Genomic DNA, 24,439 nt, shown 5'->3' with positions numbered 1-24,439 from the left:
GGCACCCCCGCCGGAGAGCCGCCGTCGTGATCTGCCTCACGACCCGCACCGAGAACGGTACTACTGGCCGGTATGGTCGCCCGCATGCCGCACTCCTGCCCCCGAAAACGCCGCACGGGCCGCCCGCGCAGCGTCGAGACCGACCGCGCGATCCTCGACGCGGCACGGGCCGCCCTGGTCGATCTGGGCTGGGGCCGGTTCACCATGGGCGATGTCGCCGCCCGCGCCGGGGTCGCCAAGACCACGCTCTACCGCCGCTGGGCCCACAAGAACGAACTGGTCGTCGACGCCGTCGCGGTCCTCTTCGACGAGCTGGAACTCCCCGACCGCGGCAGCCTCCAGGCCGATATCGAGGGCGTGGTCCTGCAGTTCGGCAGGTTGCTGGAGCGGCCGGAGACGAAGGCGGCGCTGATGGCGGTGGTCGCCGAGTCGACGACCGACGCGGCGCTGCGCGAACGCATCCGCACCGCCATCGTCGACCGGCAGATGCGCCTGGTGGTCCTGGGCCGCGAACGCGCCCAGGAACGCGGCGAACTCCCCCCGGACCCGCCCGACCACGACGGCGCCCGGGCCGCCGCCGAGACGGTCGGCCTGATCTTCGACGTCATCGCCGGAACGGTCGTCCACCGCACCCTGGTCTCCGCGGAACCGGTCGACACCGTCTGGGCCCGCCGCCTCGCCACGATCCTGTTGGCGGGGCTGGCGGGGCTCGACTGAGGCGGGGCCGACCGCACGCCGTACGCCTCTTCCGGCCGCGAGATGGCCGAACGAAAGCCCCGCCCGCCCTCCAACTCGGAGGCTCGGGCGGGGCTTTCGTCGTACGCGGACCGGCTCAGGTGCGGAGCTCGCCTGCCTTGACGCCCGCGACGAAGGACGCGAACGCGGTGGCGGGAACGCTCAGCGCCGGGCCCTGCGGATCCTTGGAATCGCGGACGGGGACCACACCGCGCGAGGCGACGAGGTCGGCGGCGATCTCGATGCACTCACCGCCGTTGCCGCTGTAGGAGGACTTGAACCAGGTCAGGGGGAGGGAGTCGGTCGTCACGGGGCGCCCTTTCGCAACTGCTCGATCATGGCCACGGATTCCGCCTGGGACAGCGATTCGGCCTGCAACTGATGGTAGGCCGACAGTACGGACAGCACGAACGTCGCTTCCCGGTCCAAGTGCCCCTGCGCTTGGGACTCCGCGTACGCGATCATGGACCGGTCCGACATCGTCAGCAGGTTGATCGGCAGGTTGAAGGGCCGCCGCTCGCCTATGTCGTACGGGGCGACTTGGAGCATCGAGTTCGGCAACTGGGCGAACTTCACAAGGTGCCGCAGCTGCTCGTCCATGACCTCGGCGCCACCGATCGGACGGCGCACGCAACTCTCGTCCATCACCACGAGCATCGTGGGGGGCCTGGGGCGCACCAGCGCCGCCTGGCGATCCATCAGAACCGCGACGCGCTCATCAGCCTGCTCGGGCGTGAGCGTGCCCCGCCTCACGTTGCCCTCTTCCATGGCCCTTGCGTACGCGGGCGTCTGAAGCAGACCGGGAATGACCCCGATCTGGAACATCCGGAGTTCGACCGCCCGGGCCTCGCACCCCACGTACTCCGGATATCCCTCCAGCAGGCTGCCGTGCCTGATCTCGCCCCAGCCGCGCGCGAACGACTCCGTGGTCCCCGGCGATGCGGCGGGGAGGCGCGGCCGTCCAGCCGCGCCCCGCTCAGAACCCCGCCGGCTCCGTGTAGACGCCCCACTCGTCCCGCAGCGCATTGCAGATCTCGCCGAGGGTGGCCTCGGCGCGGACCGCCTCCAGCATGGGTTCGATCATGTTGCCACCGGTGCGGGCGGCGGTGAGCATCGCGTCGAGGGAGGCGGTGACGCGGGCGTCGTTGCGGGCGGCCTTGCGGTCGGTGAGGGTGCGGACCTGTTCGCGTTCGACCTCGTGGCTGACGCGGAGGATCTCCAGGTCGCCGGTGACCGAACCGTGGTGGCAGTTGACCCCCACGACCTTCTTGTCGCCCTTCTCCAGGGACTGCTGGTAGCGGAAGGCGGATTCGGCGATCTCGCCGGTGAACCAGCCGTCCTCGATGCCGCGCAGGATGCCGGAGGTGACCGGGCCGATGGAGTGCTGTCCGTCCGGGACGGCCCGGGCGCCGCGCTCCTTGATCCGGTCGAAGATCTTCTCGGCGTCCGCCTCGATCCGGTCGGTGAGCTGCTCGATGAACCACGAACCGCCCAGCGGGTCGGCGACGTTGGCGACGCCGGTCTCCTCCATCAGCACCTGCTGGGTACGGAGCGCGATCTCGGCGGCCTGTTCGCTGGGGAGCGCCAGGGTCTCGTCGAGGGCGTTGGTGTGCAGGGAGTTGGTGCCGCCGAGGACCGCGGCGAGCGCCTCGACGGCGGTGCGGACGACGTTGTTGTACGGCTGCTGGGCGGTGAGCGAGACCCCGGCGGTCTGGGTGTGGAACCGCAGCCACTGCGCCTTCTCGCTGGTCGCGCCGTAGACGTCGCGCATCCAGCGGGCCCAGATGCGGCGCGCGGCGCGGAACTTGGCGATCTCCTCGAAGAAGTCGAGGTGCGCGTCGAAGAAGAAGGACAGGCCGGGCGCGAAGGTGTTGACGTCCAGGCCGCGGCTGAGGCCCAGCTCGACGTAGCCGAAGCCGTCGGCCAGGGTGTACGCCAGCTCCTGCGCGGCCGTCGCCCCGGCCTCGCGGATGTGGTAGCCGGAGACGGAGAGCGGCTTGTACGCGGGGATCTTCGCCGCGCAGTGCTCCATCAGGTCGCCGATCAGCCGCAGATGCGGCTCGGGCGGGAAGAGCCACTCCTTCTGGGCGATGTACTCCTTGAAGATGTCCGTCTGGAGGGTGCCGTTGAGGACGGCGGGGTCGACGCCCTGGCGTTCGGCGGCGACGAGGTACATGCAGAAGACGGGGACGGCGGGGCCGCTGATCGTCATGGAGGTGGTGACATCGGCGAGCGGGATGTCCCGGAAGAGGATCTCCATGTCGGCGGCGGAGTCGATGGCGACGCCGCAGTGGCCGACCTCGCCGAGCGCGCGCGGGTCGTCGGAGTCGCGGCCCATCAGCGTCGGCATGTCGAAGGCGACGGAGAGGCCGCCGCCGCCCGCCTCCAGGATCATCTTGTACCGCTCGTTGGTCTGCTCGGCGTTGCCGAAGCCGGCGAACTGGCGGATGGTCCAGGTGCGGCCCCGGTAGCCGGTGGGGTGCAGCCCGCGAGTGAAGGGGTACTCGCCGGGCCAGCCGATCCGCTCGAAGCCGTCGACGGTGTCGCCGGGGCGCGGGCCGTAGACGGGCTCCACGGGGTCGCCCGAGAGCGTGGTGAAGTCCGCATCGCGCTTACGGGCGGAGTCGTACCGAGCCTGCCAGCGGAGGCGGCCCTCTTCGATCGCGTCGGCGTCCATACCCCGAATTTACTAGGACGTCCTAGTACTTGTCGATGGCAAGCCGCCGTCGTGTCCGCCGTACCGGGCCCAGTACCGGTTCCCTACCTGCCCTGAACAGCACGAACGCGCCCGTCCCCGGGTGGGGAGGGCGCGTGGCGGCGGCGGTGCGGCGCGGTCAGACCTTGACCGGCTGCGGTGTCCCGTCCTGGAGCTGCGGCCGGATCTCGGCGACGACCTGGCGCTCGACGAAGAACGCGGCGGTCGGGATGGTACCGGCGACCAGCACCCACAGCAGCTTGCCGAACTTCCACTTCGCCTTGGAGCCCAGGTCGAAGGCGAAGACGAGGTAGATGATGAACAGCACGCCGTGGATCTGGGAGACGACGAGGGTGAGGTCCTTGCCCGCACCGAAGCCGTACTTGGCCACCATGCAGGCGCACAGGACGAGGAGCATGACGGCGGTGGCGTAGGCCATCACCCGGTAGCGGGTCAGGACGCTGGGCTTCATGCCCCCGAGCGTAACCGGACCTCCTGGGGCGATCTTCGCCACCCCCGTGGCGTGCCGGTGGCCGGTCCGGTGCGCGACGGAAAGGGCAGGTGATGCCTTGGCCGGGCGGCCGGGCGGGTCCGCCGCCGACGGCCGGGCGAGCCTCCGGCGGGCGGCCGGGCGGGCCCCGGCGCGGGGCCGGGCGGCTCCCGGCGGGCGGCCCGGTCAGTCCTCGGCGAAGTCGCCCGCGGCGACGCGCAGCGGGCGGAGCATCGCGAAGATCTCCGCGCACTCCTCGGCGTCGTAGGCGCCCAGGCCGAAGTCCATCCCCATCAGGTCGCGGGTGGCGGCGTCGCACACCTCGCGGCCCTTACCGGTGATGGTGGCGAGGGTGCCGCGGCCGTCGTTGGGGTTGGGCCGCTTGGCGACCAGACCCGACGTGACCAGCCGGTCGACGGTGTTGGTGACCGAGGTCGGGTGGACCATCAGCCGCTCGCCGATCTTCGACATCGGCAGCTCCCCCGCCTTCGAGAAGGTGAGCAGCACCAGCGCCTCGTAGCGCGCGAAGGTCAGACCGTACGGCTTGACCACCGCGTCCACCTCGGAAAGCAGGATCTGGTGGGCCCGCATGATCGAGGTGATCGCGGACATCGACGGCACGGCTCCCCAGCGCTGCTGCCAGAGTTCATCGGCGCGCGCGATGGGATCGAAAGCAAGACTGAGCGGCTTCGGCACGCCGTCGACCCTATCGGGCGGCCATATACCGGTCGGACGCGTCTCGGGATACGGGCGACCCGCCGCGCTTCCCGAAGGCGAACGGCCCGTCCGGCCGACGCCCGGTCCCGTACGGGAGGGAGCGTCGGCCGGACGGGCCGTCGGGTGGCGCGGCGGTACGGGGCCGGGGCCGCGCGGGGTCAGGCCGGGGCGTCGCCGTCCGCCGGGGCGTCGGCGGCGAGGTGGCGCTCGACGGTGGCGACCTTCGAGGTCAGGCCGTCGGTGACGCCCGGCCGGATGTCGGCCTTGAGGACCAGGGAAACCCGGCCCGCGCGGGCCTCGACGGCGGCGACGGCGCGCCTGACGATGTCCATCACCTCGTCCCACTCGCCCTCGATCGAGGTGAACATGGCATCGGTGCGGTTCGGCAGGCCGGACTCGCGGACGACGCGGACGGCATCGGCGACGTACTCGCCGACGTCCTCGCCCACGCCCAGCGGGCTGACCGAGAAGGCGACGATCATGCGTTGACCGTGCCTTCCCGGCGGGCGCGGGCGGCGATGACGGAGCTCTCGGCCTCGCGCTTGAGCTTGCGCTCGGCGAAGAACCCGCCGGTGGGCAGCACCGAGAGGAGGAAGTAGAGGGCGGCGGTCTTCAGGTCCCACTTGGCGCGGTTCCAGGCATCCAGCCAGAAGACGACGTACAGGATGAACAGCACGCCGTGGACCATGCCCATGACCATGACGCCGTCGAAGCTGGTGGTGCGCTTGAGGACCGAGCAGCACAGCAGCAGGAGGAAGGAGATCGCCTCGGGGGCCGAGATCAGGCGGAGCCGGTGGAGTGCGGCGGCGGTCTTGATGTCCACGGGAACCTCGTTCGGGTGGCAGGGGGCGACAGACGGAGGGGGCAAGCGGCTTGTGCAAGGGTTCACAAGCCTGCCGTCCATTGTTACAGCCGCTCCCGGAACCGCCGCGCCGGGGGCCGGGCGGCGGCCCCGTAGGGGAGGAACGCCTCCCGGCGCCCGGGAGGAATGGGGGCGATCCCCGAGCGGATCAGGGGTCGACAGGCCTCCCGCGGCGGGTGGCGCTGCGGCTACCGTTCGGGACGTGGCTCAGTTTCGGCTCCACGGGAGCAAGGTGCTCGCCGTCGACATGTCGGGCGACGCCGTCAAGGCGAAGAACGGCGCGATGGTCGCGTACGAGGGACAGATGTCGTTCAAGAAGAAGACCGGAGGGGGTGAGGGTCTGCGCGGGATGGTCACCCGGCGCCTGACCGGTGAGCAGATGGCGGTCATGGAGGTGAAGGGGCAGGGCACCTGCTATTTCGCCGACCGCGCGAGCGAGATCAACCTGGTGCAGCTGCACGGCGAGAAGCTGTTCGTGGAGGCGAGCAATCTGCTCTGCACGGACGCCGCGCTGCGCACCGGCACCACCTTCACCGGGCTGCGCGGCGCCTCACAGGGCAACGGCCTGTTCACCACCACCGTGGAGGGCACCGGCCAGGCGGCGCTGCTCTCCGACGGCCAGGCGGTGGTGCTGCGGGTCACCCGGGAGTATCCGCTCCAGGTCGACCCGGGCGCGTACATCGCGCACACCGGCGATCTCAAGCAGCACTTCCAGTCCGGGGTGAACTTCCGCACGTTCCTGGGCGAGGGGTCCGGCGAGGCGTTCCAGATCCGCTTCGAGGGCGAGGGCCTGGTGTACGTCCAGCCCAGCGAGCGCAACACCGTGGGCGGTGAGGTCTGATGCCGTTCACGGTCCTCAACTCCCGCATGGTCGAGGCGCGGATCACGCCGGGGGCGCAGCTGTTCAGCCAGCGCGGCGCGATGCTCGCCTACCGCGGCGAGGTCTCCTTCACGCCGAACATCCAGGGCGGTCAGGGCGGCATCGGCTCGATGATCGGGCGCCGCCTGGCCAACGAGGCCACCCCGCTGATGACGGTGGAGGGCGACGGCACGGTGATGTTCGGCCACGGCGGCCATCACGTCGAGGTCATAGACCTCACGGGCGAGACGCTGTACGTCGAGGCCGACCGGCTGCTGGCGTTCGACGGCTCACTACGGCAGGGCACGATGTTCCTGGGCTCACAGGGCGGCGTGATGGGCATGGTGCGCGGCCAGGTCACCGGCCAGGGCCTGTTCACCACCACCCTTGAGGGGCACGGCTCGGCGGCGGTGATGGCCCACGGCGGCGTCATCGCGCTGCCGATCTCCCCGCAGCAACCGGTCCACGTCGACCCGCAGGCGTACGTCGCCCACCGCGGCGAAGTGCGCAACAAGCTCTCCGCCGCGCTCGGCTGGCGCGAGATGGTCGGCCGCGGCTCGGGCGAGGCGTTCCAGCTGGAGCTGTCGGGCCAGGGCACCGTCTATGTACAGGCGTCGGAGGAGAAGCTGTGAGCACACCCGTCATCCACGACGTCCACACCCTGCCGCGGAACGACAACGTCAATGCCTACGCGTTCTCGGTGGAGCTTCAGGGGCAGTGGTTTCTGCAGAAGGGAAAGATGATCGCGTACTACGGCGCGATCGATTTCCACGGCGTCGGGCACGGTCCGCTGGAGCGGCTGATCTCGACGAGTTTCCATTCACCGCTGCATGCGGCGGACTGGGTGGTGGCCGAGGGCCGGGGCAAGATGGTCCTCGCCGACCGGGCATTCGACGTCAACTCCTACGACCTCGACGACGGCAACCTCACCATTCGCTCCGGCAATCTGCTCGCGTTTCAGCCATCTCTGTCGCTGAAGCAGTCGATCATTCCGGGCTTTCTGACGCTGCTGGGCACCGGCACCTTCGTCGCCGCGTCCAACGGCCCGGTGGTCTTCGCCGAGCCGCCGATCCGGGTGGACCCGCAGGCCCTCGTCGGCTGGGCGGACTGCCCGTCTCCGTGCCACCACTACGACCATCAGTACCTGCGGGGATTCCTCGGCGGTGTCCGGGCGCACACCGGCCTGGGCGGGGTGTCGGGCGAGGAGCACCAATTCGAGTTCGTGGGTGCAGGTACGGTCCTGCTGCAGTCGACGGAGCAGTTGATGGCGGAGCGGCCGACGGGCGAGATGGCGTCGGAGCCGGGTATTCCCGGGGGCGGGGGTCCCGGCGGAGGAAGTGGCTCACAAGTGCCGCAGCTGCCAGGTGCGTTCGGCGGCCTCCAGCAACGTTTCGGGCTGTGAACGGTAGTCTGCGCACGGTGAGCAGCTCGAACGCCTGAGCCACCACGTCCGGCCCGGGGAGCCGGAACCGGCGGCCGTCGCACGGTCCGCCCGATCGACCCGCATTTATTTCATCATTCAACTTTTACGGGTAGAATTCATCCATGACGACCGACAGCGACACCCCCTGGCTGACCGACCAGGAACAGCGCGCCTGGCGTACCCATCTGGACGTCAGCAGGCTGCTGATGCACCAACTGGAGCGCGATCTCCAGCCGTTCGGGCTGACCAACAACGACTACGAGATCCTCGTCAACCTCTCCGAGGCCGAGAACCACCGGATGCGGATGAGCGATCTCGCGTCGAGCACCCTGCAGTCCAAGAGCCGTCTCTCGCACCAGATCACCCGCATGGAGAACGCCGGTCTGGTCCGCCGTGAGCACTGCGAATCGGACCGCCGCGGGCTCTACGCCGTCCTGACCGACGAGGGCTGGGAGACCATGCGCCGGGTCGCGCCGCACCATGTCGCCTCGGTGCGCAGGCACTTCATCGACCTCTTCACCCCGGAGGGCCTGGCGCAGCTGCACTCCTCGCTGGGGCCGGTCGCCGCCCGGCTGCGGGAGCACCGCGGCGCCCTCTGAGCCCACCCGCCGCGGTCCGCCCCCGGACCGCGGCACCGGCGGCGCGCCCGGGAGCAGGCCCTGCTCCCCGCGGCCCGCCCCCGCTCCGCCGCAGGTCAGCGCGTCACCGGCAGCCGCAGCTCGAACACCGACCCCTCGCGCACCCGCAGCGAACCACCGTGCCGCTCGGCCACGTCCCGGGCGATGGCCAGCCCCAGCCCGGCGCCGCCGTCGTCCCGCGCCCGCGCGTCGTCGAGCCGGACGAACCGCTCGAAGATCCGCTCGCGGTCCCCCGGCGGGACGCCCGGCCCGTCGTCGTCGACCCGCAGCACCGCCTCCGCGCCCTCACGCACCACCTCCACCCGCACCGCCGCGGTGGCGTGGCGCTGCGCGTTGTCCAGCAGATTGCCCAGCACCCGGCCCAACTGGCTCCGCGACCCGGTCACTTCGGCCTCGTCCAGCCACCCGGCCGTGACGGCGATCCGGTCGGCGGGCCGCTGCGACATCTCCTCCCGCACCAGCGCGGCCAGCGCGACCGGCGCGCCGACGGGCCGTTCCCCCGCGTCCAGCCGCGCCAGCAGCAGCAGATCGGCGGCGAGCTGCTGGAGCCGTACGGTGTCCTCGACCGCGCCCGGTACGTCCAGCAGCTCCGGGTGGGCGGCGCCCACCTCCAGCTGGGTGCGGAGGCTGGCGAGGGGGCTGCGCAGCTCGTGGGAGGCGTCGGCGACGAAGCGGCGCTGCCGTTCGACGGATGCCTCCAGCGCCGCCAGCGTCTCGTTGGTGGTCCGCGCCAGCCGCCCGATCTCGTCCCGCGCCGCGGGCACCGGCACCCGGCGGCCGAGGTCCGTGCTCGCGGTGATCGCGGCCATCTCGCCCCGGATGCCCTCCACGGGCCGCAGCGCCCGCCGGGTGACCAGCCAGGTCACGCCCGCCACGACCAGCAAAAGCAGCGGCAGGCCGATCAGCATCGCGGTCCGGAGCGAGCCCACGGCCTGCTGGGACGGCGCGAGCGGCGCCCCGGCGCGCACCACCGCCTTGCGGCCGCTGGCGTCCTCCGCCTCGACGGTCGCGAAACGGTAGTCGGCGCGGTGCCCGTCGACGGTCGCGGTGCCGTCGGCCACCTTCACGTCGTCGTCGACCTCGCCGTGATGGCCGTCGCCCGTCACCTCGTCGGAGCCGTCGCCGTCGGGCGCGCCGGTGACCCGCCGCCCGTCGACCTCCTCGACCTCGTCGCCCACGGCCAGCAGCCGGCCGTCGTCGTCGGTGACCACCACCGGGCGGTCGTCGCCGTCCGGCAGATGCAGATCGCCGTGGACGGAGCCGGTGGCGACCCGTACGGCGACGGCGCGGGCGGCGACCTCGGCCTGGAGGTCGGTCTGGTCGCGGAGGTTGCCGCGCAGCACCAGCAGCAGCGCCGTCCCGGCCATGACCAGGGCCAGCGCCACCACCAGCGTCGCCCCGGCCGTCGCCCGGGCGCGCACCGAACCGAACGCCTCACGCATCGGCCACCAGCCGGTACCCGGCGCCGCGCACGGTGACGATGTGCCCGGCGCCCAGCTTGCGGCGGAGGGCGCTGACGTACACCTCGACGATATTGAGGTCGCCCTCGTAGGCGAAGTCCCAGACGTGGTCGAGGATCTCGGCCTTGGAGACCACCTCCCCGGCGCGCAGCGCGAGCTGTTCCAGGACGGCGAACTCCTTCGCGGTCAACGTCACCTCGGCGCCGTCCCGCAGCACGGTGTGCGCGCCCTGGTCGACGGTGAGGGCACCGATCCGCAGCACCGGCGCGGCCGTCCGCCCGTGGCGCCGCAGCAGGGCCTTGACCCGCGCGACGAGGACCACGTACGAGAACGGTTTGGTGAGGTAGTCGTCGGCGCCGGTGTCGAGCCCCTCGGCCTCGTCGTACTCGCCGTCCTTGGCGGTCAGCATCAGGACGGGCACGTCACTCCCGGCGGCCCGGAGCGCGGCGCAGACGCGGTAGCCGTTGAGCCCCGGCAGCATGATGTCCAGCACGATCAGGTCGTGGGTGCCCTCGCCCGCGCGGCGCAGGCCCTCGGTGCCGTCGTGGACCACGTCGACGGTGTAGCCCTCGGCGCGCAGGCCGCCGGCGAGCGCGCGGGCCAGCCGTTTCTCGTCCTCGACGATCAGCAGGCGGAACGGGCGCGCGGGCGTGGGATCAGGCATGCGCTCAGCTTCGCACCCCGTTCCTGAAGCGCTCTTCAGGGTCCTTCAGCTCCGCTTCAGCTTCGTTTTGCCACGGTGGGGTCATCGCCGATCACAGGGGAGCAACCACCATGAAGCGCCGTTTCGTTCTCGCCGCCACCGCCGCCACCGTCCTCATCGCCGGGGGCGCCACGACCGCCGTCGCCGTCACCACGGACGACGGCCCCGGCAGCCCGCAGTCCGGCGCCCAGACCTCCGCACAACTCGCGGCGACCGCCGGGGCGGACGGCGCGGACGGCCGCGAGGAGTCCGGGGACGCCCAGAGGGCCGCCGGGGCGAAGACCGGCGCCGCACAGGCCGCCGTCGCCGCGGTGCGGGCGGTCCCGGGCACGGTCACCGAGATCGAACTGGACGAGGACCGCGGCGCCCTGGTCTGGGAGGCCGACGTGCTCGGCCGCGACGGCGCCTGGCACGGCCTCACCCTCGACGCCCTCACCACCCGCGTGCTCCACTCCCACGTCGACCGGGACACGAGCGGCGCGCACGGCCAGGACCGGGCGCGGGCGGCGCTGCGGGGCACCACGGTGGGCGCGGCGGACGCCGCCCGCGCCGTCGGCCAGCGGCGTGGCACGGTGACGTCCGTGGACTTCGAGGACGACCCCGCGAAGGCCGTCTGGGAGGTCGAGACCGTCACCCGGGACGGCCGGGAGCACACCTACCTCGTCGACCCGCGCACGGCCGCGGTGAGCGCCGCCCCGGCGGACGACGACCACGCCGACCACGACGGTGCCGGGGACCACGACGGTGCGGACGACTGAGCCGCCGCGTCCCGGCCCAACGGCTGCGGCCCCGGCTCCCGCACCGTGCGGGAGCCGGGGCCGCAGCCGTACAGCCCGCGTCAGCTCCCGGTGATCCCCTCGACCAGCTCGTCCGCCGCCCGGTACGGATCGCAGTCACCCGCGACGATGCGGTCCGCGAGGGCCTCCAGGCGCCGGTCGCCGTGCAGGTCGCCGATCCGTTCGCGCAGCGCCGTGACCGCGATGGTCTCGACCTCCTGGGCGGCGCGGGCGTGGCGGCGGCGGGCCAGGACGCCGTGCTCCTCCATCCACGCCCGGTGCTTCTCCAGCGCCTCGACGACCTCGTCGACGCCCTCCGCGCGCGCCGCGACGGTCTTGACGATCGGCGGCCGCCAGTCCCCGGCGGCCCGCGCGGCGCCCAGCCCGAGCATGTGGTTCAGCTCCCGGGCGGTGGCGTCCGCGCCGTCCCGGTCGGCCTTGTTGACCACGTAGACGTCGCCGATCTCCAGGATTCCGGCCTTCGCCGCCTGGATGCCGTCGCCCATGCCCGGCGCCAGCAGGACCACGCTGGTGTCGGCCTGGGAGGCGATCTCCACCTCGGACTGCCCCACGCCGACCGTCTCGACGAGGATCACGTCGCACCCGGCCGCATCCAGCACCCGGATCGCCTGCGGCGCCGCCCAGGCGAGGCCGCCCAGATGGCCGCGGGTGGCCATCGACCGGATGTAGACGCCGGGGTCGGAGGCGTGGTCGCTCATCCGGATCCGGTCGCCGAGCAGCGCCCCGCCGGAGAACGGCGAGGACGGGTCCACCGCCAGCACCCCGACCCGCTTCCCCGCCTTGCGGTACGCGGTGACCAGCGCCGAGGTGGTGGTGGACTTCCCGACGCCGGGCGAGCCGGTCAGCCCGACGACATAGGCGTTGCCGGTCAGCGGGGCCAGCGCCGCCATCACCTCCCGCAGATGCGGGGAGGCTCCCTCCACCAGGGAGATCAGCCGGGCCACCGCCCGGGGCCGGCCCTGCCGTGCCTGCTCCACCAGCTGCGGGACGTCCACCATCGCTGCTCGGCTCCTTCGGCTTCTACGGGTGCGTACGAACGGTGCGGTTCACCGGCGCGGGCCGGTGGTGCTCACTTCCCCGGGACGCGGAGGATCAACGCGTCGCCCTGGCCGCCACCGCCGCACAGGGCGGCCGCGCCGGTGCCGCCGCCGCGCCGCTTCAGCTCCAGCGCGAGGTGGAGGACGAGGCGGGCGCCGGACATGCCGATGGGGTGGCCGAGCGCGATGGCGCCACCGTTCACGTTCACCTTTTCGTGGGACACCCCGAGGTCCTTCACGGACTGCACGGCGACCGCGGCGAACGCCTCGTTGATCTCGATCAGATCAAGATCCTCGGCGGTCAGGCCCTCCTTGCCGAGGGCGTGGAGGATCGCGTGGGACGGCTGCGACTGGAGGGAGTTGTCGGGGCCCGCGACATTGCCGTGCGCGCCGATCTCGGCGATCCACTCCAGGCCCAGCTCCTCGGCCTTGGCCTTGCTCATCACCACGACCGCGGCGGCGCCGTCGGAGATCTGCGAGGCGGAGCCCGCGGTGATCGTGCCGTCCTTGGCGAAGGCCGGGCGGAGCTTGCCGAGCGATTCGGCGGTGGTCTCCGGGCGGATGCCCTCGTCCTGGCTGAAAACGACCGGCTCGCCCTTACGCTGCGGGATCTCCACCGGCGTGATCTCCGCCTCGAAGATCCCGTTCTTCTGCGCGGCGGCGGCGAGCTGGTGGGAGCGGGCGGCGAACGCGTCCTGCTCGGGGCGGGCGAGGCCGAGGCGGGTGTTGTGCTTCTCGGTCGACTCCCCCATCGCGATGTTCTCGAACGCGTCGGTGAGGCCGTCGTGCGCCATCGCGTCGAGCATCTGCACGGCGCCGTACTTGTAGCCCTCGCGGGACTTCGGCAGCAGATGCGGGGCGTTGGTCATCGACTCCTGGCCACCGGCGACGATCACGTCGAACTCCCCGGCGCGGATCAGCTGATCGGCCAGGGCCACGGCGTCCAGGCCCGAGAGGCAGACCTTGTTGACGGTCAGCGCCGGGACGTTCATCGGGATACCGGCCTTGACGGCGGCCTGGCGGGCGGGGATCTGGCCCGCGCCGGCCTGGAGCACCTGACCCATGATCACGTACTGCACCTGGTCGCCGCCGATGCCCGCGCGGTCCAGCGCCGCCTTGATGGCCACCCCGCCGAGGTCGGCGCCGGAGAAGGAGCGCAGGGAGCCGAGGAGACGACCCATGGGGGTGCGCGCCCCCGCCACGATCACGGAGGTGGTGCCGTTGGTTCCGTTCGTTGCAGACATGCGGTGCGGCCTTCCTTTGCAGGGAAGTTAACGAGGGTTCCCGTCAATGTACTGAGGGGTACGCGCCGGGTCACCGGCAAGTGGGTGTGACGGCGCGCACGTTGCGTAACCGGCCGTGCGAGCGGTGCACTGGAGCCATGCTGACGCGAATCGACCACATCGGGATCGCCTGTTTCGACCTGGACAGGACCGTCGAGTTCTACCGTGCCACGTACGGCTTCGAGGTGTTCCACTCCGAGATCAACGAGGAGCAGGGCGTCCGCGAGGCGATGCTCAAGATCAACGAGACCTCGGACGGCGGCGCCTCCTACCTCCAGCTGCTGGAGCCCACCCGCGAGGACTCCGCGGTCGGCAAGTGGCTCGCCAAGAACGGCGAGGGCGTGCACCACATCGCCTTCGGCACCGCCGACGTCGACACCGACGCCGCGGACATCCGCGACAAGGGCGTCCGGGTCCTCTACGACGAGCCGCGGACCGGCTCCATGGGGTCACGGATCACGTTCCTGCACCCCAAGGACTGCCACGGCGTGCTGACCGAACTGGTCACGGCGGCACCCTCCGCCCCGGCCGACCACTGACCGATGTCCTCCCCGGCCGGTAGAGTGCTGCTTCGGCCGGGGTACGAGGTGCTCACGCACGGTGCGAGCGCTTCCTGGGAATGGGGCTCGGTCCATACTCCGCCGATGATCTGACACCATTTCTTCGGAAGGGTCGGCTCCGGGGACGCAGCCTCGTACGACGTGACGTGTACGGGTCGATCGTCCGCAGCACCGGGGACGGCCGCCACCTGACCATGGGACGGATGGGACCGCGCAGTGCGGGGCAACGAGCGCCAGGAGCGTCAGCGGGCTGAGGCCGATCACCTCTCGCAGTTCGAGGCCGAGATGGAGCGGCTGAAGACCGAGCGGGACAAGGCCGTCCAGCACGCCGACGACCTCGGCTATCAGGTCGAGGTGCTGCGCGCCAAGCTGCACGAGGCGCGCCGCACGATCGCGAGCCGGCCCGCCTACGACAACGTCAGTCACCAGGCGGAACAGCTGCTGCGCAACGCCCAGATGCAGGCGGAGCAGTTGCGCGCCGACTCCGAGCGGGAGCTGCGCGAGGCCCGGGCGCAGACCCAGCGGCTGCTCCAGGAGCAGTCCGAGCGGCAGGCCCGGATGGAGTCCGAGCTGCACACCGAGGCCGTCGAGCGCCGCCAGCGGCTCGACGAGGAGCTGAACGAGCGCCGTCAGACCGTCGAGTCGCACGTCAACGAAAACGTCGCCTGGGCCGAGCAGTTGCGTGCCCGTACGGAGTCCCAGGCCCGCCGGCTGATGGACGAGTCGCGGGCCGAGGCCGAGCAGGCGCTGTCGGCCGCGCGGGCCGAGGCGCAGCGGCTGGCCGAGCAGGCCCGGGAGCGGCTGGGCACCGCGGCGGAGGAGGCCCGCACCGAAGCGGAATCCATCCTGCGCCGGGCGCGGGCCGACGCCGACCGGCTGCTGAGCGCCGCCTCCACCCAGGCCCAGGAGGCCACCGACCAGGCGGAGCAGCTGCGTTCGAGCGCGGGCAGCGAGTCGGAGGAGGCGCGCCGCACGGCCGCCGAGCTGACCCGTACCGCCGAGACGCGGCTGAAGGAGGCCGACACGGCGCTGCGCGAGGCGCGCGCCGAGGCGGAGAAGCTGGTCGACGAGGCGGAGCAGAACGCCACCAAGCGGCTGTCGGCCACCGAGTCGGAGAACGAGCAGCGCACCCGTACGGCCAAGGCGGAGATCGCCCGGCTGGTCGGCGAGGCCACCAAGGAGGCCGAGGCGCTGCGGGTCGAGGCCGAGCAGCTGCGGGCGGACGCCGCGACGGAGGCCGAGCGGCTGGTCGCCGAGGCGCGCGAGGAGGCCCGGGGCAAGGCGGCGGAGGACTCCGCGGCGCAGCTGGCGAAGGCCGCGCGGACCGCCGAGGAGGTGCTGACCAAGGCGTCCGAGGACGCCAAGGCCACCACGAAGGCGGCGGCCGAGGAGGCCGAACGGCTGCGCACCGAGGCCGAGTCGGAGGCCGACCGGCTGCGCGAGGAGGCGCACGACACCGCCGAGCAGCTCAAGGGCGCGGCGAAGGACGACACCAAGGAGTACCGCGCCAAGACCGCCGAACTCCAGGAGGAGGCACGGCGGCTGCGCGGCGAGGCGGAGCAACTGCGCGCCGACGCCGTCGCGGAGGGCGAGCGGATCCGCGGCGAGGCGCGCCGCGAGGCGGTCCAGCAGATCGAGGAGGCGGCCGGGTCCGCCGAGGAGCTGCTGACCAAGGCGAAGGCGGACGCCGAGGAGACCCGTACCAAGGCCGGGGCGGAGAGCGAGCGCGTCCGCACCGAGGCCATCGAGCGCGCCACCACGCTGCGCCGCCAGGCCGAGCAGGCGCTGGAGCGGGCCCGTACCGAGGCCGAGGAGCTGCGCTCCGAGGGCGCGCAGACCGCGGAGCTCGTCGCGTCGGAGGCGGAGGAGTCCGCGGCGCGGCTGCGCGAGGAGACCGAGACGGCCGTCGCGGAGCGGCGCGAGGAGGCGCAGGCCGAGCTGGACCGGCTCACGGCGGACGCCGAGGAGAAGGTCGCGTCGGCCGAGGAGGCGCTGCGCGAGGCGCGCGCCGAGGCGGAGCGGCTGCGCCGCGAGACCCAGGAGGAGGCGGCCCGGCTCAAGACGGAGGCCGCCGAGCGGCGCCGTACGCTCCAGCAGCAGGCCGAGGAGGAGGCCGAGCGGCTGCGGACCGAGGCCGCGCAGGACGCGTCGGCGGCCCGTACGGAGGGCGAGTCGGCCGCCGAGCGGCTGCGGACCGAGGCGGCGGCCGAGGCGGAGCGGCTCAAGGGCCGGGCGCAGGAGAGCGCCGACCGGGTGCGCTCGGAGGCCGAGGCGGCCGCCGAGCGGGCCGGTAACGAAGCGGCCGAGGCGCTGTCCGCGGCGCAGGAGGAGGCCGCGCGGCGCCGCCGGGAGGCCGAGCAGCTGCTGGGCGAGGCCCGCGAGGAGGCCCACCAGGAGCGCACCGCGGCGCGGGAGCAGAGCGAGGAGCTGCTGACGTCGGCGCGTACCCGCGTCAGCGAGGCGCAGGCCGAGGCGGAGCGGCTGGTCGGGGAGGCCGAGCAGCGGTCCGATGAGCTGGTGACGACCGCCGAGACCGCCGCGCAGGAGGTGCGGGATGCGGTCTCCGGGCTGCACGGGCAGGCCGAGGAGGAGATCGCCGGGCTGCGGTCGGCGGCCGAGCAGGCGGCGGGGCGGACGCGGACGGAGGCCGGCGAGGAGGCCGAGCGGGTCCGCGCGGACGCCTACGCCGAACGCGAGCGGGCATCCGAGGACGCGACGCGGGTCCGGCAGGAGGCGCAGGAGTCGTCCCAGGCCGCACAGGAGCTGGCGGAGCGGACGGTGGCGGAGGCCATCGAGGAGTCCGAGCGGCTGCGCGCCGCGGCCGCGGAGGTCCTCGACGAGGCGCGCCGGGACGCGGGCACGGCCCGTACGGAGGCCGCGGAGCAGGCCGACCGGCTGGTCACCGAGGCGACCGCGCAGGCCGGGAAGCTGGTCGCGGACGCCACCGCCAAGGCGCAGCAGCTGCGGACCGACGCGTCGGACGCGCTGGCCGCCGGTGAGCAGGACGCGGCGCGGGCCCGTGCGGAGGCACGGGGCGACGCCAACCGCATCCGGTCGGAGGCCGCGGAGCAGGCCGACCGGCTGATCACCGAGGCCCGCGCGGAGGCCGAACGGATCGTCAACGAGGCGACGGAGCTGACCGCTTCGGCGCAGGAGGACGCCGACCGTACGGTCAAGGAGGCCCAGGAGGCCGCCGAGCGGATCCGCGCCGAGGGCGAGGAGCAGGCGCGGGCGCGGCTGGCCGCGGCGACCGCGGAGGCGGAGCGGCTTCGGGAGGAGGCCGAGCAGGCGCGGGAGCAGGCGCGGACGGAGGCGGAGCGCACCGGCGACGAGGCGCGCAAGGCCGCCAACAAGACCCGTTCGGACGCCGCGGTCCAGGCCGACGAGCTGCTGAAGGAAGCGGGCACCGAGGCCGAGAAGCTGCGGACGGAGGCGGCCGAGACCGGCGCGCAGGCCGAGCGGGACGCCGACCGTACGCGGTCGGACGCCCGGGAGCAGGCCGACCGCATGGTGGCCGCCGCGTCCGCCGAATCGGACCGGCTGCGCACCGAGGCCGCCGAGACGGTCACCTCGGCGCAGGAGCACGCCACCCGTACCCGCGGCGAATCGGCCAAGGTCAAGGAGGACGCCGAGGCCGAGGCGGAGCGGCTGCGGACGGAGGCGCAGGAGGAGACCGACCGGCTGCTGGACGAGGCGCGCAAGGACGCCGCCAAGCGCCGCGCGGACGCCGCCGAGCAGGCCGATCAGCTGGTCGCGAAGGCCCAGGAGGAGGCCGTGCGGGCGGCCGCCGCGGCCGAGGAGCAGGCCGACACGATGGTCGGCGCGGCCCGCAAGGAGGCCAACCGGATCGTCCAGGAGGCGACGACGGAGGGCAACGCGCGGGTGGAGAAGGCCCGTACGGACGCCGATACGCTGCTGAGCGAGGCGCGCGGGGACGCGACGGCCATAAGGGAGCGCACCGAGGAGCTGCGGACCCGCGTCGAGTCCGAGGTCGAGGAGTTGCACGACCGGGCGCGCCGGGAGTCGTCGGCCGCGATGAAGAACGCCGGTGAGCGGGTCGACAAGCTCATCGCGCAGGCGACGCAGCAGCAGACGGAGGCCGAGGAGAAGACCGAAAAGCTGGTGTCGGACGCGAACAGCGAGGCCAGCCGGGTCCGGATCGCGGCGGTGAAGAAGGCCGAAGGGCTCATCAAGGAGGCCGAGAACAAGCGGGCCGAGGCGGTGCGCAACGCGGAGCGGATGCACACCGAGGCCGAGGCCGAGGCCGCCCGGATCATCGAGGAGGGCCGCCGGGAGCTGGAGGTCCTGTCGCGCCGCCGCAAGGACATCAACACCGAGATCTCGCGGGTGCAGGATGTGTTGGAGGCCCTGGAGTCGTTCGAGACGCCGGGTGCCGGGGACGGTAAGGCCGGGGGCGGCAAGGCCGCCGCAGGGGCTTCGTCAACTCGTTCGAGTGGCAAGCAGTCTGAAGGGTAGCCACTCAAATGAGGGGTCATTCTCCTCTTCAAACGGACATGGGCTCGATGACACGCCGGTCGGGCCCCTAGGATTCTCCTTATCACCTCACCGGTCTCTTTCGACAGGAACCCCATGAGCGACACTTCCTCCCCCTTCGGCTTCGAGCTCGTGCGGCGTGGGTACGACCGCGGTCAGGTGGATGACCGCATTACAAAGCTTGTCGCGGACCGCGACAGCGCGCTGGCCCGTATCACCTCGCTGGAAAAGCGGATCGAGGAGTTGCACCTCGAAACGCAGAACGCCCAGGCCCAGGTCACCGACGTCGAGCCGTCGTACGCGGGGCTCGGGGCCCGCGTGGAGAAGATCCTCCGTCTCGCCGAGGAGGAGGCCCAGGAGCTGCGCGAGGACGCCCGTCGCTCCGCCGAGCAGCACCGCGAGCTGGCCGAGTCGGCCGCCCAGCAGGTCCGTAACGACGCCGAGCAGTTCGCCGCCGAGCGCAAGGCGAAGGCCGAGGACGAGGGTACGCGGATCGTCGAGAAGGCCAAGGGCGAGGCGTCCACGCTCCGTTCCGAGGCCCAGAAGGACGCGCAGTCCAAGCGGGAGGAGGCGGACTTCCTCTTCGAGGAGACCCGCGCCAAGGCCGCCCAGGCCGCCGCGGACTTCGAGACCAACCTCGCCAAGCGCCGCGAGCAGTCCGAGCGGGACCTCGCCTCGCGTCAGGCCAAGGCCGAAAAGCGCCTTGCGGAGATCGAGCACCGCGCCGAGCAGCTGCGGCTGGAGGCGGAGAAGCTGCGGACGGACGCGGAGCGCCGGGCCCGTCAGACGGTGGAGACCGCGCAGCGCCAGGCCGAGGACATCGTGGCCGACGCCAACCAGAAGGCCGACCGCGTCCGCAGCGAGTCCGAGCGCGAGCTGGCGGCGCTCACCAACCGCCGCGACTCGATCAACGCCCAGCTCACCAACGTCCGCGAGATGCTAGCGACGCTGACCGGCGCGGCCGTCGCCGCCGCCGGTGTCCCGGACGACGAGACCGCCTCCCGCGGCGTCCCGGCCCAGCAGTCCCGCTGACGCCCGGCGCCCTTCCGGCCCGTACGAGCGCCCTCGGTCCGCCTGTCAGGCGGTGCGGGGGCGCTCGGCCGTCCGGGCGGCGGCCGCCCGGTGGCGGGGGCTTCCGGGCGGCTTTAGCGTGCTTACATGATCGAGCTGGACGGGCTGACCAAGCACTACGGTGACAAGGTCGCGGTGGACCACCTCACCTTCACGGTGCGGCCGGGCATCGTCACCGGTTTCCTCGGCCCGAACGGCGCGGGCAAGTCGACCACCATGCGCATGATGCTGGACCTGGACAATCCGACGTCCGGTTCGGTGCGGATCGACGGGGAGCACTACCGGCGGCTGACGGATCCGCTGCGGTCGATCGGGGCGCTGCTGGACGCCAAGGCGGTGCACGGCGGGCGCAGCGCGTACCACCATCTGCTGTGTCTGGCGCAGAGCAACGGCATTCCGCGGCTCCGGGTCGGCGAGGTGCTGGACACCGTCGGCCTCACCTCCGTCGCAAGGAAGCGGTCCAAGGGCTTCTCGCTCGGGATGGGGCAACGGCTGGGGATCGCGGTGGCGTTGCTGGGCGATCCGCGGGTGCTCCTCTTCGACGAGCCGGTCAACGGCCTCGACCCGGAGGGCATCCACTGGATCCGCAACCTGATGAAGAACCTTGCCGCCCAGGGCCGTACCGTCTTCGTCTCCTCGCATCTGATGAGCGAAATGGCGCTGACCGCGGACCATTTGGTGGTGATCGGGCGTGGGCGGCTGCTCGCGGACACGTCGATGGCGGAGTTCATCCGCGGCAACTCGCGCGCGTTCGTACGGCTGCGGTCGCCGGAGCCGGAGCGGCTGCGGGAGGTGCTGCACGCCGAGCGGATCGTGGCGGTCGAGGCGGCCGGCGGTGCCCTGGAGGTCGACGGGGAGCCGTCGGAGCGGCTGGGGGAACTGGCGGCCCGGCACGGTCTGGTGCTGCATGAGCTGAGTCCGCAGCAGGCGTCGCTGGAGGAGGCGTTCATGCGGCTGACGGCGGAATCGGTGGAGTACCACGCGCACGACGGGGAGCCGGGGCGGGCCGAGGGGCCGGTGCCGTCGGCGCCGCCCGGCGTGGCGGCCGCACCCGGTGGCTGGGACAGCGACTGGCGGAAGAAGGGGAGCTGACGATGGCGGCGGTCGGGCAGGTGCTGCGCTCGGAGTGGACGAAGATCCGGTCGGTGCGGTCGACGGTGTGGACGCTGGGCATCGCGGTGGTCGTCACCGTCGCGCTGTCCATGCTGATCTGCGCCTTGGCGGCGAACGACTTCCGCACCATGCCGGTGCGCGACCGGCTGGCCTTCGACGCCACCAACATCAGCTTCGCCGGGATGGGCCTCGGCCAGCTGGCGATGATCGTGTTCGGGGTGCTGGTGGTCTCCAACGAGTACAGCACCGGCATGATCCGCAGCTCTCTGGCGGCCGTACCGCAGCGCGGCACCTTCCTGTTCTGCAAGCTGACGGTGGCGACCGCGCTGGTCTTCGTCGTCGGCCTGGCCACCGGCTTCCTCGCGTTCTTCGCGGGGCAGGCGATGCTCGGCGACCACCGGGCGCACCTCGGCGATCCCGGGGTGCTGCGCGCGGTGTTCGGCGCCGGGCTGTACATGACGATGATCGCGCTGTTCTCGATGGCTGTGGCCACGATGCTGCGCAGCCCGATGCTGTCGCTGGGCATCCTGATGCCGTTCTTCTTCCTCGTCTCCAACATCCTCGGCAATGTCTCCGCCACCCGGAAGATCGGCCGGTATCTGCCCGACCAGGCGGGTCAGAAGGTGATGCAGGTGGTCCCCCGCGACACCGATGTGCCGTACGGGCCGTGGGGCGGTTTCGGGATCATGGCGGCGTGGACGGCAGCGGCGCTGATCTGCGGCTACGTCCTGCTGAAGCGGCGCGACGCCTGAGCGGGGCGTACGGGGGCGGGGGCGTGGGGAGTGCGGGGCGGGCGCGAGCCGTGGGTGCGGCCGACCGCGCCCCGTTTTGGCGAGAACCGTCAAGGGACAGATAGCCTCCTAATCCTCACGGGGGCACGAGGGCGCCTCTGCCCCGACCATCTCGCGAGGGGCGGAGAATGATCGAGGCAGTCGGCCTGACGAAGCGCTACGGCGCCAAGACGGCCGTGCACAACCTGTCGTTCCAGGTGCGGCCGGGCACCGTCACGGGTTTCCTGGGGCCGAACGGTTCCGGCAAGTCCACGACGATGCGCATGATCCTGGGCCTGGACGCCCCGACGTCGGGCCACGCCACCATCGGCGGCCGTCCGTTCCGCCAGCTCCCCAACGCCCCACGGCAGGTGGGCGCGCTGCTGGACGCCAAGGCGGTGCACGGCGGGCGCAGCGCGCGGGCGCATCTGCTGTCGCTGGCGCAGCTGTCGGGCATTCCGGCCCGCCGGGTCGACGAGGTGCTCGGCGTGGTCGGTCTCCAGGACGTCGCGGGGCGCCGCTCCAAGGGCTTCTCCCTCGGCATGGGGCAGCGGCTGGGCATCGCCGCCGCGCTGCTGGGCGACCCGCAGGTGCTCCTCTTCGACGAGCCGGTCAACGGCCTCGACCCGGAGGGCATCCTGTGGGTGCGCAACCTGATGAAGCAGCTGGCGGCGGAGGGCCGTACCGTCTTCGTCTCGTCGCACCTGATGAGCGAGATGGCGCTGACCGCTGAGCATCTGATCGTGATCGGCCGGGGCCAGCTGATGGCGGACATGCCGGTCAAGGACTTCATCTCGGCCAACTCCGCCGACTTCGCCCGGGTCCGTACGCCCGGCACAGAGCCGGAGCAGCGCGAGAAGCTGGCCGCGGCGCTCGGTGAGGCCGGTGCCCGGATCGAGCCCGAGCAGGACGGCGCGCTGCGGGTGACGGGACTGCCGCTCCCCCGCATCAGCGATCTCGCCCACGAGGCGGGCGTCCGGCTCTGGGAGCTGTCGCCGCATCAGGCGTCCCTGGAGGAGGCGTACATGCGCCTGACCCAGGGCGCGGTGGACTACCGCTCGACCTCCGACGCACGCACCGGACTCCAGCAGGCGCCCGCCGGGTACCCGCAGCAGCTCGGCGCCCCGCACGGCTTCCCGCCCGCCCAGGGCGGCCCGGCGTCCCAGGGCGCGATGCCCGGCGCGCAGCCGAACCCGTACGCCCCCCAGGGCCCGTACGCGCCGCAGGCCGCCCCGGGTCAGGGGTACCCGCCGCCCGCCCAGGGAGGTCCGGTGCCGCAGGGTCCGGTGCCCGGCGCGCAGCCGAACCCGTACGCCCCGCAGCCGCCCGCGGTCCCGATGCCGCCGGCCGCTCCCGCCGACATGACCGCGCCGCACCACGAGGAGGCCCGATGACCAGCCCTCAGCAGCCGCAGCCCGAGCGCGGCCCGAACGACGCCGCGGCGCAGGGACAGCCCGCGAGCCAGGGCCAGCCGCCCGCCACCCCGGCGCAACCCGCCGCCCCCCAAGGCCGGCAGCCCGCCCGGGAGCACGGCACCGTCGTGCTCGGCGCCGTGCCGCAGCCGCCCGCCCGTGAGGCCGGGACGATGATGCTCACGGCCCAGCAGCTCCCCGCGCACCAGGGCGACGGCCCGCCGCCGCAGCCGCTGGCGGCCGGTGGCGGCCTGGCCAAGGAGCCCGGCACGATGATGCTGAAGGCCCCGGCCGCCCCGCCCGGTCAGCCGGGCCCCGGCGCCCCGCAGCCCGGTGCCCCGGTACCGGCCGGTCAGCCGGGCCCCGCCGCGCAGATCCCGCAGGCGGGCGCCCCGCAGGCCCCGCAGCCGCCCGCCCAGGGGCCCGGCGCCCCTGCGCAGCAGCCCGGCCCCGCGTTCCACCAGGGGCAGCCGCATCCCGGCGCGCCCCAGGGTGCGCCCGCCGGGTACACCTCGCCGATCCCGGTGCGCTCCACCCACCTCGGGCATGCGCTCGCCTCCGAGTGGACCAAGATCCGTTCGGTCCGCTCGACGCTGTGGACGCTGGGTGCGCTCTTCGTCCTGATCTTCGGCATCGGCACGCTGACCGCCCTCGCGCTGGGCACGCAGCGGTTCGTCGACCCCAAGCTCGGCATGGCGTTCTTCGGCGTCCTGCTCGGCACGCTCTGCATCATCCCGCTCGGCGTCCTGGTCATCTCGTCCGAGTACGGCACTGGCATGATCCGTACGACGATGACCGCCTGCCCCCGCCGCGCCCGGGTGCTCGCCGCCAAGGCGATCGTCTTCACCGCGCTGGCCTTCGTCATCACGACGATCACCACCACGCTCGTCGCCGTGCTCACCAACGGCATGGTCAGCGGCCCGGACCCGACGTCCGGCGAATGGTTCCGGGTCACCGTCGGCGCCGGTCTGTACGTCTCGGTGCTCGGCCTGCTGGCGCTCGCCGTCGGCTCGCTGCTGCGGCACTCCGCGGGCGCCATCAGCGCCATGCTCGGCCTGGTGCTGCTGCCGATGCTGCTGGCGGTCTTCATGCTCGGCTCGGAGAGCCTGAAGTCGGTGAGCAAGGCCCTGATCGAGTACTCGGTGCCCAACTCGCTGGCGTCGCTGTACGGCAACCCGTTCCTCGGCACGGACACCGGCCCGCAGGGCTGGGAGCCCCTCTGGATCCTGGTCGGCGTCACCGCGGTCGTCCTGGGCGCCGCCTTCGCCGCCCAGTCGAAGCGCGACGTGTAGGACGGCTCCTCCCCGGAGGACACCAGGG

At 72.6% G+C, this 24,439-nt stretch carries 24 protein-coding genes; 13 read left to right on the top strand and 11 right to left on the bottom strand.

Going from position 1 to position 24,439, the window contains the following annotated elements; all coding sequences use genetic code 11:
* Positions 1–72: 72 nt before the first annotated feature.
* Positions 73–717: a TetR/AcrR family transcriptional regulator gene (locus tag OG422_RS22020; RefSeq protein WP_405744654.1), complete on the top strand. Its 645-nt coding sequence runs from the start codon at positions 73–75 to the stop codon at positions 715–717.
* A gap of 115 nt (positions 718–832) precedes the next feature.
* Here OG422_RS22020 and OG422_RS22015 read toward each other — a convergent pair whose 3' ends face one another.
* From OG422_RS22015 to OG422_RS21985, 7 genes are all read right to left on the bottom strand, one after another.
* A complete protein-coding gene (locus OG422_RS22015; protein WP_143939957.1) occupies positions 833–1,045 on the bottom strand; it encodes a DUF397 domain-containing protein in 213 nt (70 codons plus the stop codon).
* Positions 1,042–1,761 carry a DUF5753 domain-containing protein gene (locus OG422_RS22010; protein WP_405744651.1) on the bottom strand — a complete coding sequence of 240 codons (720 nt, stop codon included), beginning with the start codon at positions 1,759–1,761 and terminating at the stop codon, positions 1,042–1,044. The genes OG422_RS22015 and OG422_RS22010 overlap by 4 nt, the downstream gene beginning before the upstream one ends.
* The gene (locus tag OG422_RS22005) at positions 1,712–3,412 is read right to left on the bottom strand and encodes a methylmalonyl-CoA mutase (protein WP_405744648.1); all 1,701 of its coding nucleotides are present in this window, start codon (positions 3,410–3,412) and stop codon (positions 1,712–1,714) included. Before OG422_RS22005 ends, OG422_RS22010 begins: the two co-directional genes overlap by 50 nt.
* Before the next feature lie 157 nt (positions 3,413–3,569).
* The gene (locus tag OG422_RS22000; protein WP_143939954.1) at positions 3,570–3,902 is read right to left on the bottom strand and encodes a DUF3817 domain-containing protein; all 333 of its coding nucleotides are present in this window, start codon (positions 3,900–3,902) and stop codon (positions 3,570–3,572) included.
* 204 nt (positions 3,903–4,106) lie between these two features.
* The gene (locus OG422_RS21995; RefSeq protein ID WP_143939953.1) at positions 4,107–4,616 is read right to left on the bottom strand and encodes a MarR family winged helix-turn-helix transcriptional regulator; all 510 of its coding nucleotides are present in this window, start codon (positions 4,614–4,616) and stop codon (positions 4,107–4,109) included.
* Between the two features lie 179 nt (positions 4,617–4,795).
* A complete protein-coding gene (locus OG422_RS21990) occupies positions 4,796–5,119 on the bottom strand; it encodes an MTH1187 family thiamine-binding protein (RefSeq protein WP_405744645.1) in 324 nt (107 codons plus the stop codon).
* Complete coding sequence (locus OG422_RS21985; protein ID WP_143939951.1) at positions 5,116–5,460, bottom strand: DUF3817 domain-containing protein; 345 nt, start codon at positions 5,458–5,460, stop codon at positions 5,116–5,118. Before OG422_RS21985 ends, OG422_RS21990 begins: the two co-directional genes overlap by 4 nt.
* A gap of 241 nt (positions 5,461–5,701) precedes the next feature.
* On the opposite strand from OG422_RS21985, the gene OG422_RS21980 reads away from it, so the two are divergent.
* The 4 genes from OG422_RS21980 to OG422_RS21965 all read left to right on the top strand — a co-directional run bounded on the left by OG422_RS21980 (position 5,702) and on the right by OG422_RS21965 (position 8,380).
* On the top strand, positions 5,702–6,340 hold the full coding sequence (locus tag OG422_RS21980; RefSeq protein ID WP_143939950.1) for an AIM24 family protein: 639 nt from the start codon (positions 5,702–5,704) through the stop codon (positions 6,338–6,340).
* Positions 6,340–6,990 carry an AIM24 family protein gene (locus OG422_RS21975; RefSeq protein WP_405744641.1) on the top strand — a complete coding sequence of 217 codons (651 nt, stop codon included), beginning with the start codon at positions 6,340–6,342 and terminating at the stop codon, positions 6,988–6,990. The genes OG422_RS21980 and OG422_RS21975 overlap by 1 nt, the downstream gene beginning before the upstream one ends.
* Positions 6,987–7,760 carry an AIM24 family protein gene (locus OG422_RS21970; protein WP_405744638.1) on the top strand — a complete coding sequence of 258 codons (774 nt, stop codon included), beginning with the start codon at positions 6,987–6,989 and terminating at the stop codon, positions 7,758–7,760. Before OG422_RS21975 ends, OG422_RS21970 begins: the two co-directional genes overlap by 4 nt.
* Positions 7,761–7,903: 143 nt before the next feature.
* Positions 7,904–8,380 carry a MarR family winged helix-turn-helix transcriptional regulator gene (locus tag OG422_RS21965; protein ID WP_143939947.1) on the top strand — a complete coding sequence of 159 codons (477 nt, stop codon included), beginning with the start codon at positions 7,904–7,906 and terminating at the stop codon, positions 8,378–8,380.
* A gap of 95 nt (positions 8,381–8,475) precedes the next feature.
* Here OG422_RS21965 and OG422_RS21960 read toward each other — a convergent pair whose 3' ends face one another.
* Positions 8,476–9,861, bottom strand: a complete 1,386-nt coding sequence (locus tag OG422_RS21960; RefSeq protein WP_405744635.1) for an ATP-binding protein — start codon at positions 9,859–9,861, stop codon at positions 8,476–8,478.
* Positions 9,854–10,543 (bottom strand): response regulator transcription factor, encoded by a 690-nt coding sequence (locus OG422_RS21955; protein WP_143939945.1) that lies wholly within the window; start codon positions 10,541–10,543, stop codon positions 9,854–9,856. The genes OG422_RS21960 and OG422_RS21955 overlap by 8 nt, the downstream gene beginning before the upstream one ends.
* Positions 10,544–10,653: 110 nt before the next feature.
* Between OG422_RS21955 and OG422_RS21950 the strand changes: the two genes are divergently transcribed.
* On the top strand, positions 10,654–11,340 hold the full coding sequence (locus OG422_RS21950) for a PepSY domain-containing protein (protein WP_405744631.1): 687 nt from the start codon (positions 10,654–10,656) through the stop codon (positions 11,338–11,340).
* Between the two features lie 80 nt (positions 11,341–11,420).
* Here OG422_RS21950 and meaB read toward each other — a convergent pair whose 3' ends face one another.
* Complete coding sequence (gene meaB, locus OG422_RS21945; RefSeq protein WP_143939943.1) at positions 11,421–12,377, bottom strand: methylmalonyl Co-A mutase-associated GTPase MeaB; 957 nt, start codon at positions 12,375–12,377, stop codon at positions 11,421–11,423.
* A gap of 71 nt (positions 12,378–12,448) precedes the next feature.
* On the bottom strand, positions 12,449–13,660 hold the full coding sequence (locus OG422_RS21940; RefSeq protein WP_405744628.1) for an acetyl-CoA C-acetyltransferase: 1,212 nt from the start codon (positions 13,658–13,660) through the stop codon (positions 12,449–12,451).
* Between the two features lie 137 nt (positions 13,661–13,797).
* Here OG422_RS21940 and mce point away from each other — a divergent pair, with 137 nt between their 5' ends.
* From mce to OG422_RS21905, 7 genes are all read left to right on the top strand, one after another.
* A complete protein-coding gene (mce, locus tag OG422_RS21935) occupies positions 13,798–14,238 on the top strand; it encodes a methylmalonyl-CoA epimerase (RefSeq protein ID WP_143939941.1) in 441 nt (146 codons plus the stop codon).
* Positions 14,239–14,475: 237 nt separating this feature from the next.
* A complete protein-coding gene (gene scy, locus OG422_RS21930) occupies positions 14,476–18,735 on the top strand; it encodes a polarized growth protein Scy (protein ID WP_405744624.1) in 4,260 nt (1,419 codons plus the stop codon).
* Positions 18,736–18,849: 114 nt separating this feature from the next.
* Complete coding sequence (locus OG422_RS21925; RefSeq protein ID WP_405744622.1) at positions 18,850–19,785, top strand: cellulose-binding protein; 936 nt, start codon at positions 18,850–18,852, stop codon at positions 19,783–19,785.
* A 126-nt stretch (positions 19,786–19,911) separates the two neighbouring features.
* Positions 19,912–20,916, top strand: coding sequence for an ABC transporter ATP-binding protein (locus tag OG422_RS21920; RefSeq protein WP_405744619.1), 1,005 nt, complete (start codon positions 19,912–19,914; stop codon positions 20,914–20,916).
* Between the two features lie 2 nt (positions 20,917–20,918).
* Positions 20,919–21,689, top strand: a complete 771-nt coding sequence (locus OG422_RS21915; protein ID WP_405744616.1) for an ABC transporter permease — start codon at positions 20,919–20,921, stop codon at positions 21,687–21,689.
* A gap of 167 nt (positions 21,690–21,856) precedes the next feature.
* The gene (locus OG422_RS21910) at positions 21,857–23,101 is read left to right on the top strand and encodes an ATP-binding cassette domain-containing protein (protein ID WP_405744613.1); all 1,245 of its coding nucleotides are present in this window, start codon (positions 21,857–21,859) and stop codon (positions 23,099–23,101) included.
* Between the two features lie 392 nt (positions 23,102–23,493).
* A complete protein-coding gene (locus OG422_RS21905; RefSeq protein WP_405747948.1) occupies positions 23,494–24,411 on the top strand; it encodes an ABC transporter permease subunit in 918 nt (305 codons plus the stop codon).
* The last annotated feature ends 28 nt before the right edge of the window (positions 24,412–24,439 follow it).

Origin of the sequence: Streptomyces sp. NBC_01525 (genome assembly GCF_045040405.1) — a bacterium.
In the GTDB taxonomy this organism is placed as follows: domain Bacteria; phylum Actinomycetota; class Actinomycetes; order Streptomycetales; family Streptomycetaceae; genus Streptomyces; species Streptomyces benahoarensis.
Note: the sequence above shows the minus strand (reverse complement) of the source record. Positions and strands in the feature narration are given on the sequence as shown.

Coding starts and splice junctions, on each gene's coding strand:
- meaB (WP_143939943.1), bottom strand. CDS start 12,377: ATGGTGGACGTCCCGCAGCTGGTGGAGCAGGCACGGCAGGGCCGGCCC.
- OG422_RS21920 (WP_405744619.1), top strand. CDS start 19,912: ATGATCGAGCTGGACGGGCTGACCAAGCACTACGGTGACAAGGTCGCG.
- OG422_RS21975 (WP_405744641.1), top strand. CDS start 6,340: ATGCCGTTCACGGTCCTCAACTCCCGCATGGTCGAGGCGCGGATCACG.
- OG422_RS21925 (WP_405744622.1), top strand. CDS start 18,850: ATGAGCGACACTTCCTCCCCCTTCGGCTTCGAGCTCGTGCGGCGTGGG.
- OG422_RS21915 (WP_405744616.1), top strand. CDS start 20,919: ATGGCGGCGGTCGGGCAGGTGCTGCGCTCGGAGTGGACGAAGATCCGG.
- OG422_RS22020 (WP_405744654.1), top strand. CDS start 73: ATGGTCGCCCGCATGCCGCACTCCTGCCCCCGAAAACGCCGCACGGGC.
- mce (WP_143939941.1), top strand. CDS start 13,798: ATGCTGACGCGAATCGACCACATCGGGATCGCCTGTTTCGACCTGGAC.
- OG422_RS21960 (WP_405744635.1), bottom strand. CDS start 9,861: ATGCGTGAGGCGTTCGGTTCGGTGCGCGCCCGGGCGACGGCCGGGGCG.
- OG422_RS22010 (WP_405744651.1), bottom strand. CDS start 1,761: ATGCGCTGCGGGACGAGTGGGGCGTCTACACGGAGCCGGCGGGGTTCT.
- OG422_RS21950 (WP_405744631.1), top strand. CDS start 10,654: ATGAAGCGCCGTTTCGTTCTCGCCGCCACCGCCGCCACCGTCCTCATC.
- OG422_RS21955 (WP_143939945.1), bottom strand. CDS start 10,543: ATGCCTGATCCCACGCCCGCGCGCCCGTTCCGCCTGCTGATCGTCGAG.
- OG422_RS21965 (WP_143939947.1), top strand. CDS start 7,904: ATGACGACCGACAGCGACACCCCCTGGCTGACCGACCAGGAACAGCGC.
- OG422_RS22000 (WP_143939954.1), bottom strand. CDS start 3,902: ATGAAGCCCAGCGTCCTGACCCGCTACCGGGTGATGGCCTACGCCACC.
- OG422_RS21910 (WP_405744613.1), top strand. CDS start 21,857: ATGATCGAGGCAGTCGGCCTGACGAAGCGCTACGGCGCCAAGACGGCC.
- OG422_RS21940 (WP_405744628.1), bottom strand. CDS start 13,660: ATGTCTGCAACGAACGGAACCAACGGCACCACCTCCGTGATCGTGGCG.
- OG422_RS21990 (WP_405744645.1), bottom strand. CDS start 5,119: ATGATCGTCGCCTTCTCGGTCAGCCCGCTGGGCGTGGGCGAGGACGTC.
- OG422_RS22005 (WP_405744648.1), bottom strand. CDS start 3,412: ATGGACGCCGACGCGATCGAAGAGGGCCGCCTCCGCTGGCAGGCTCGG.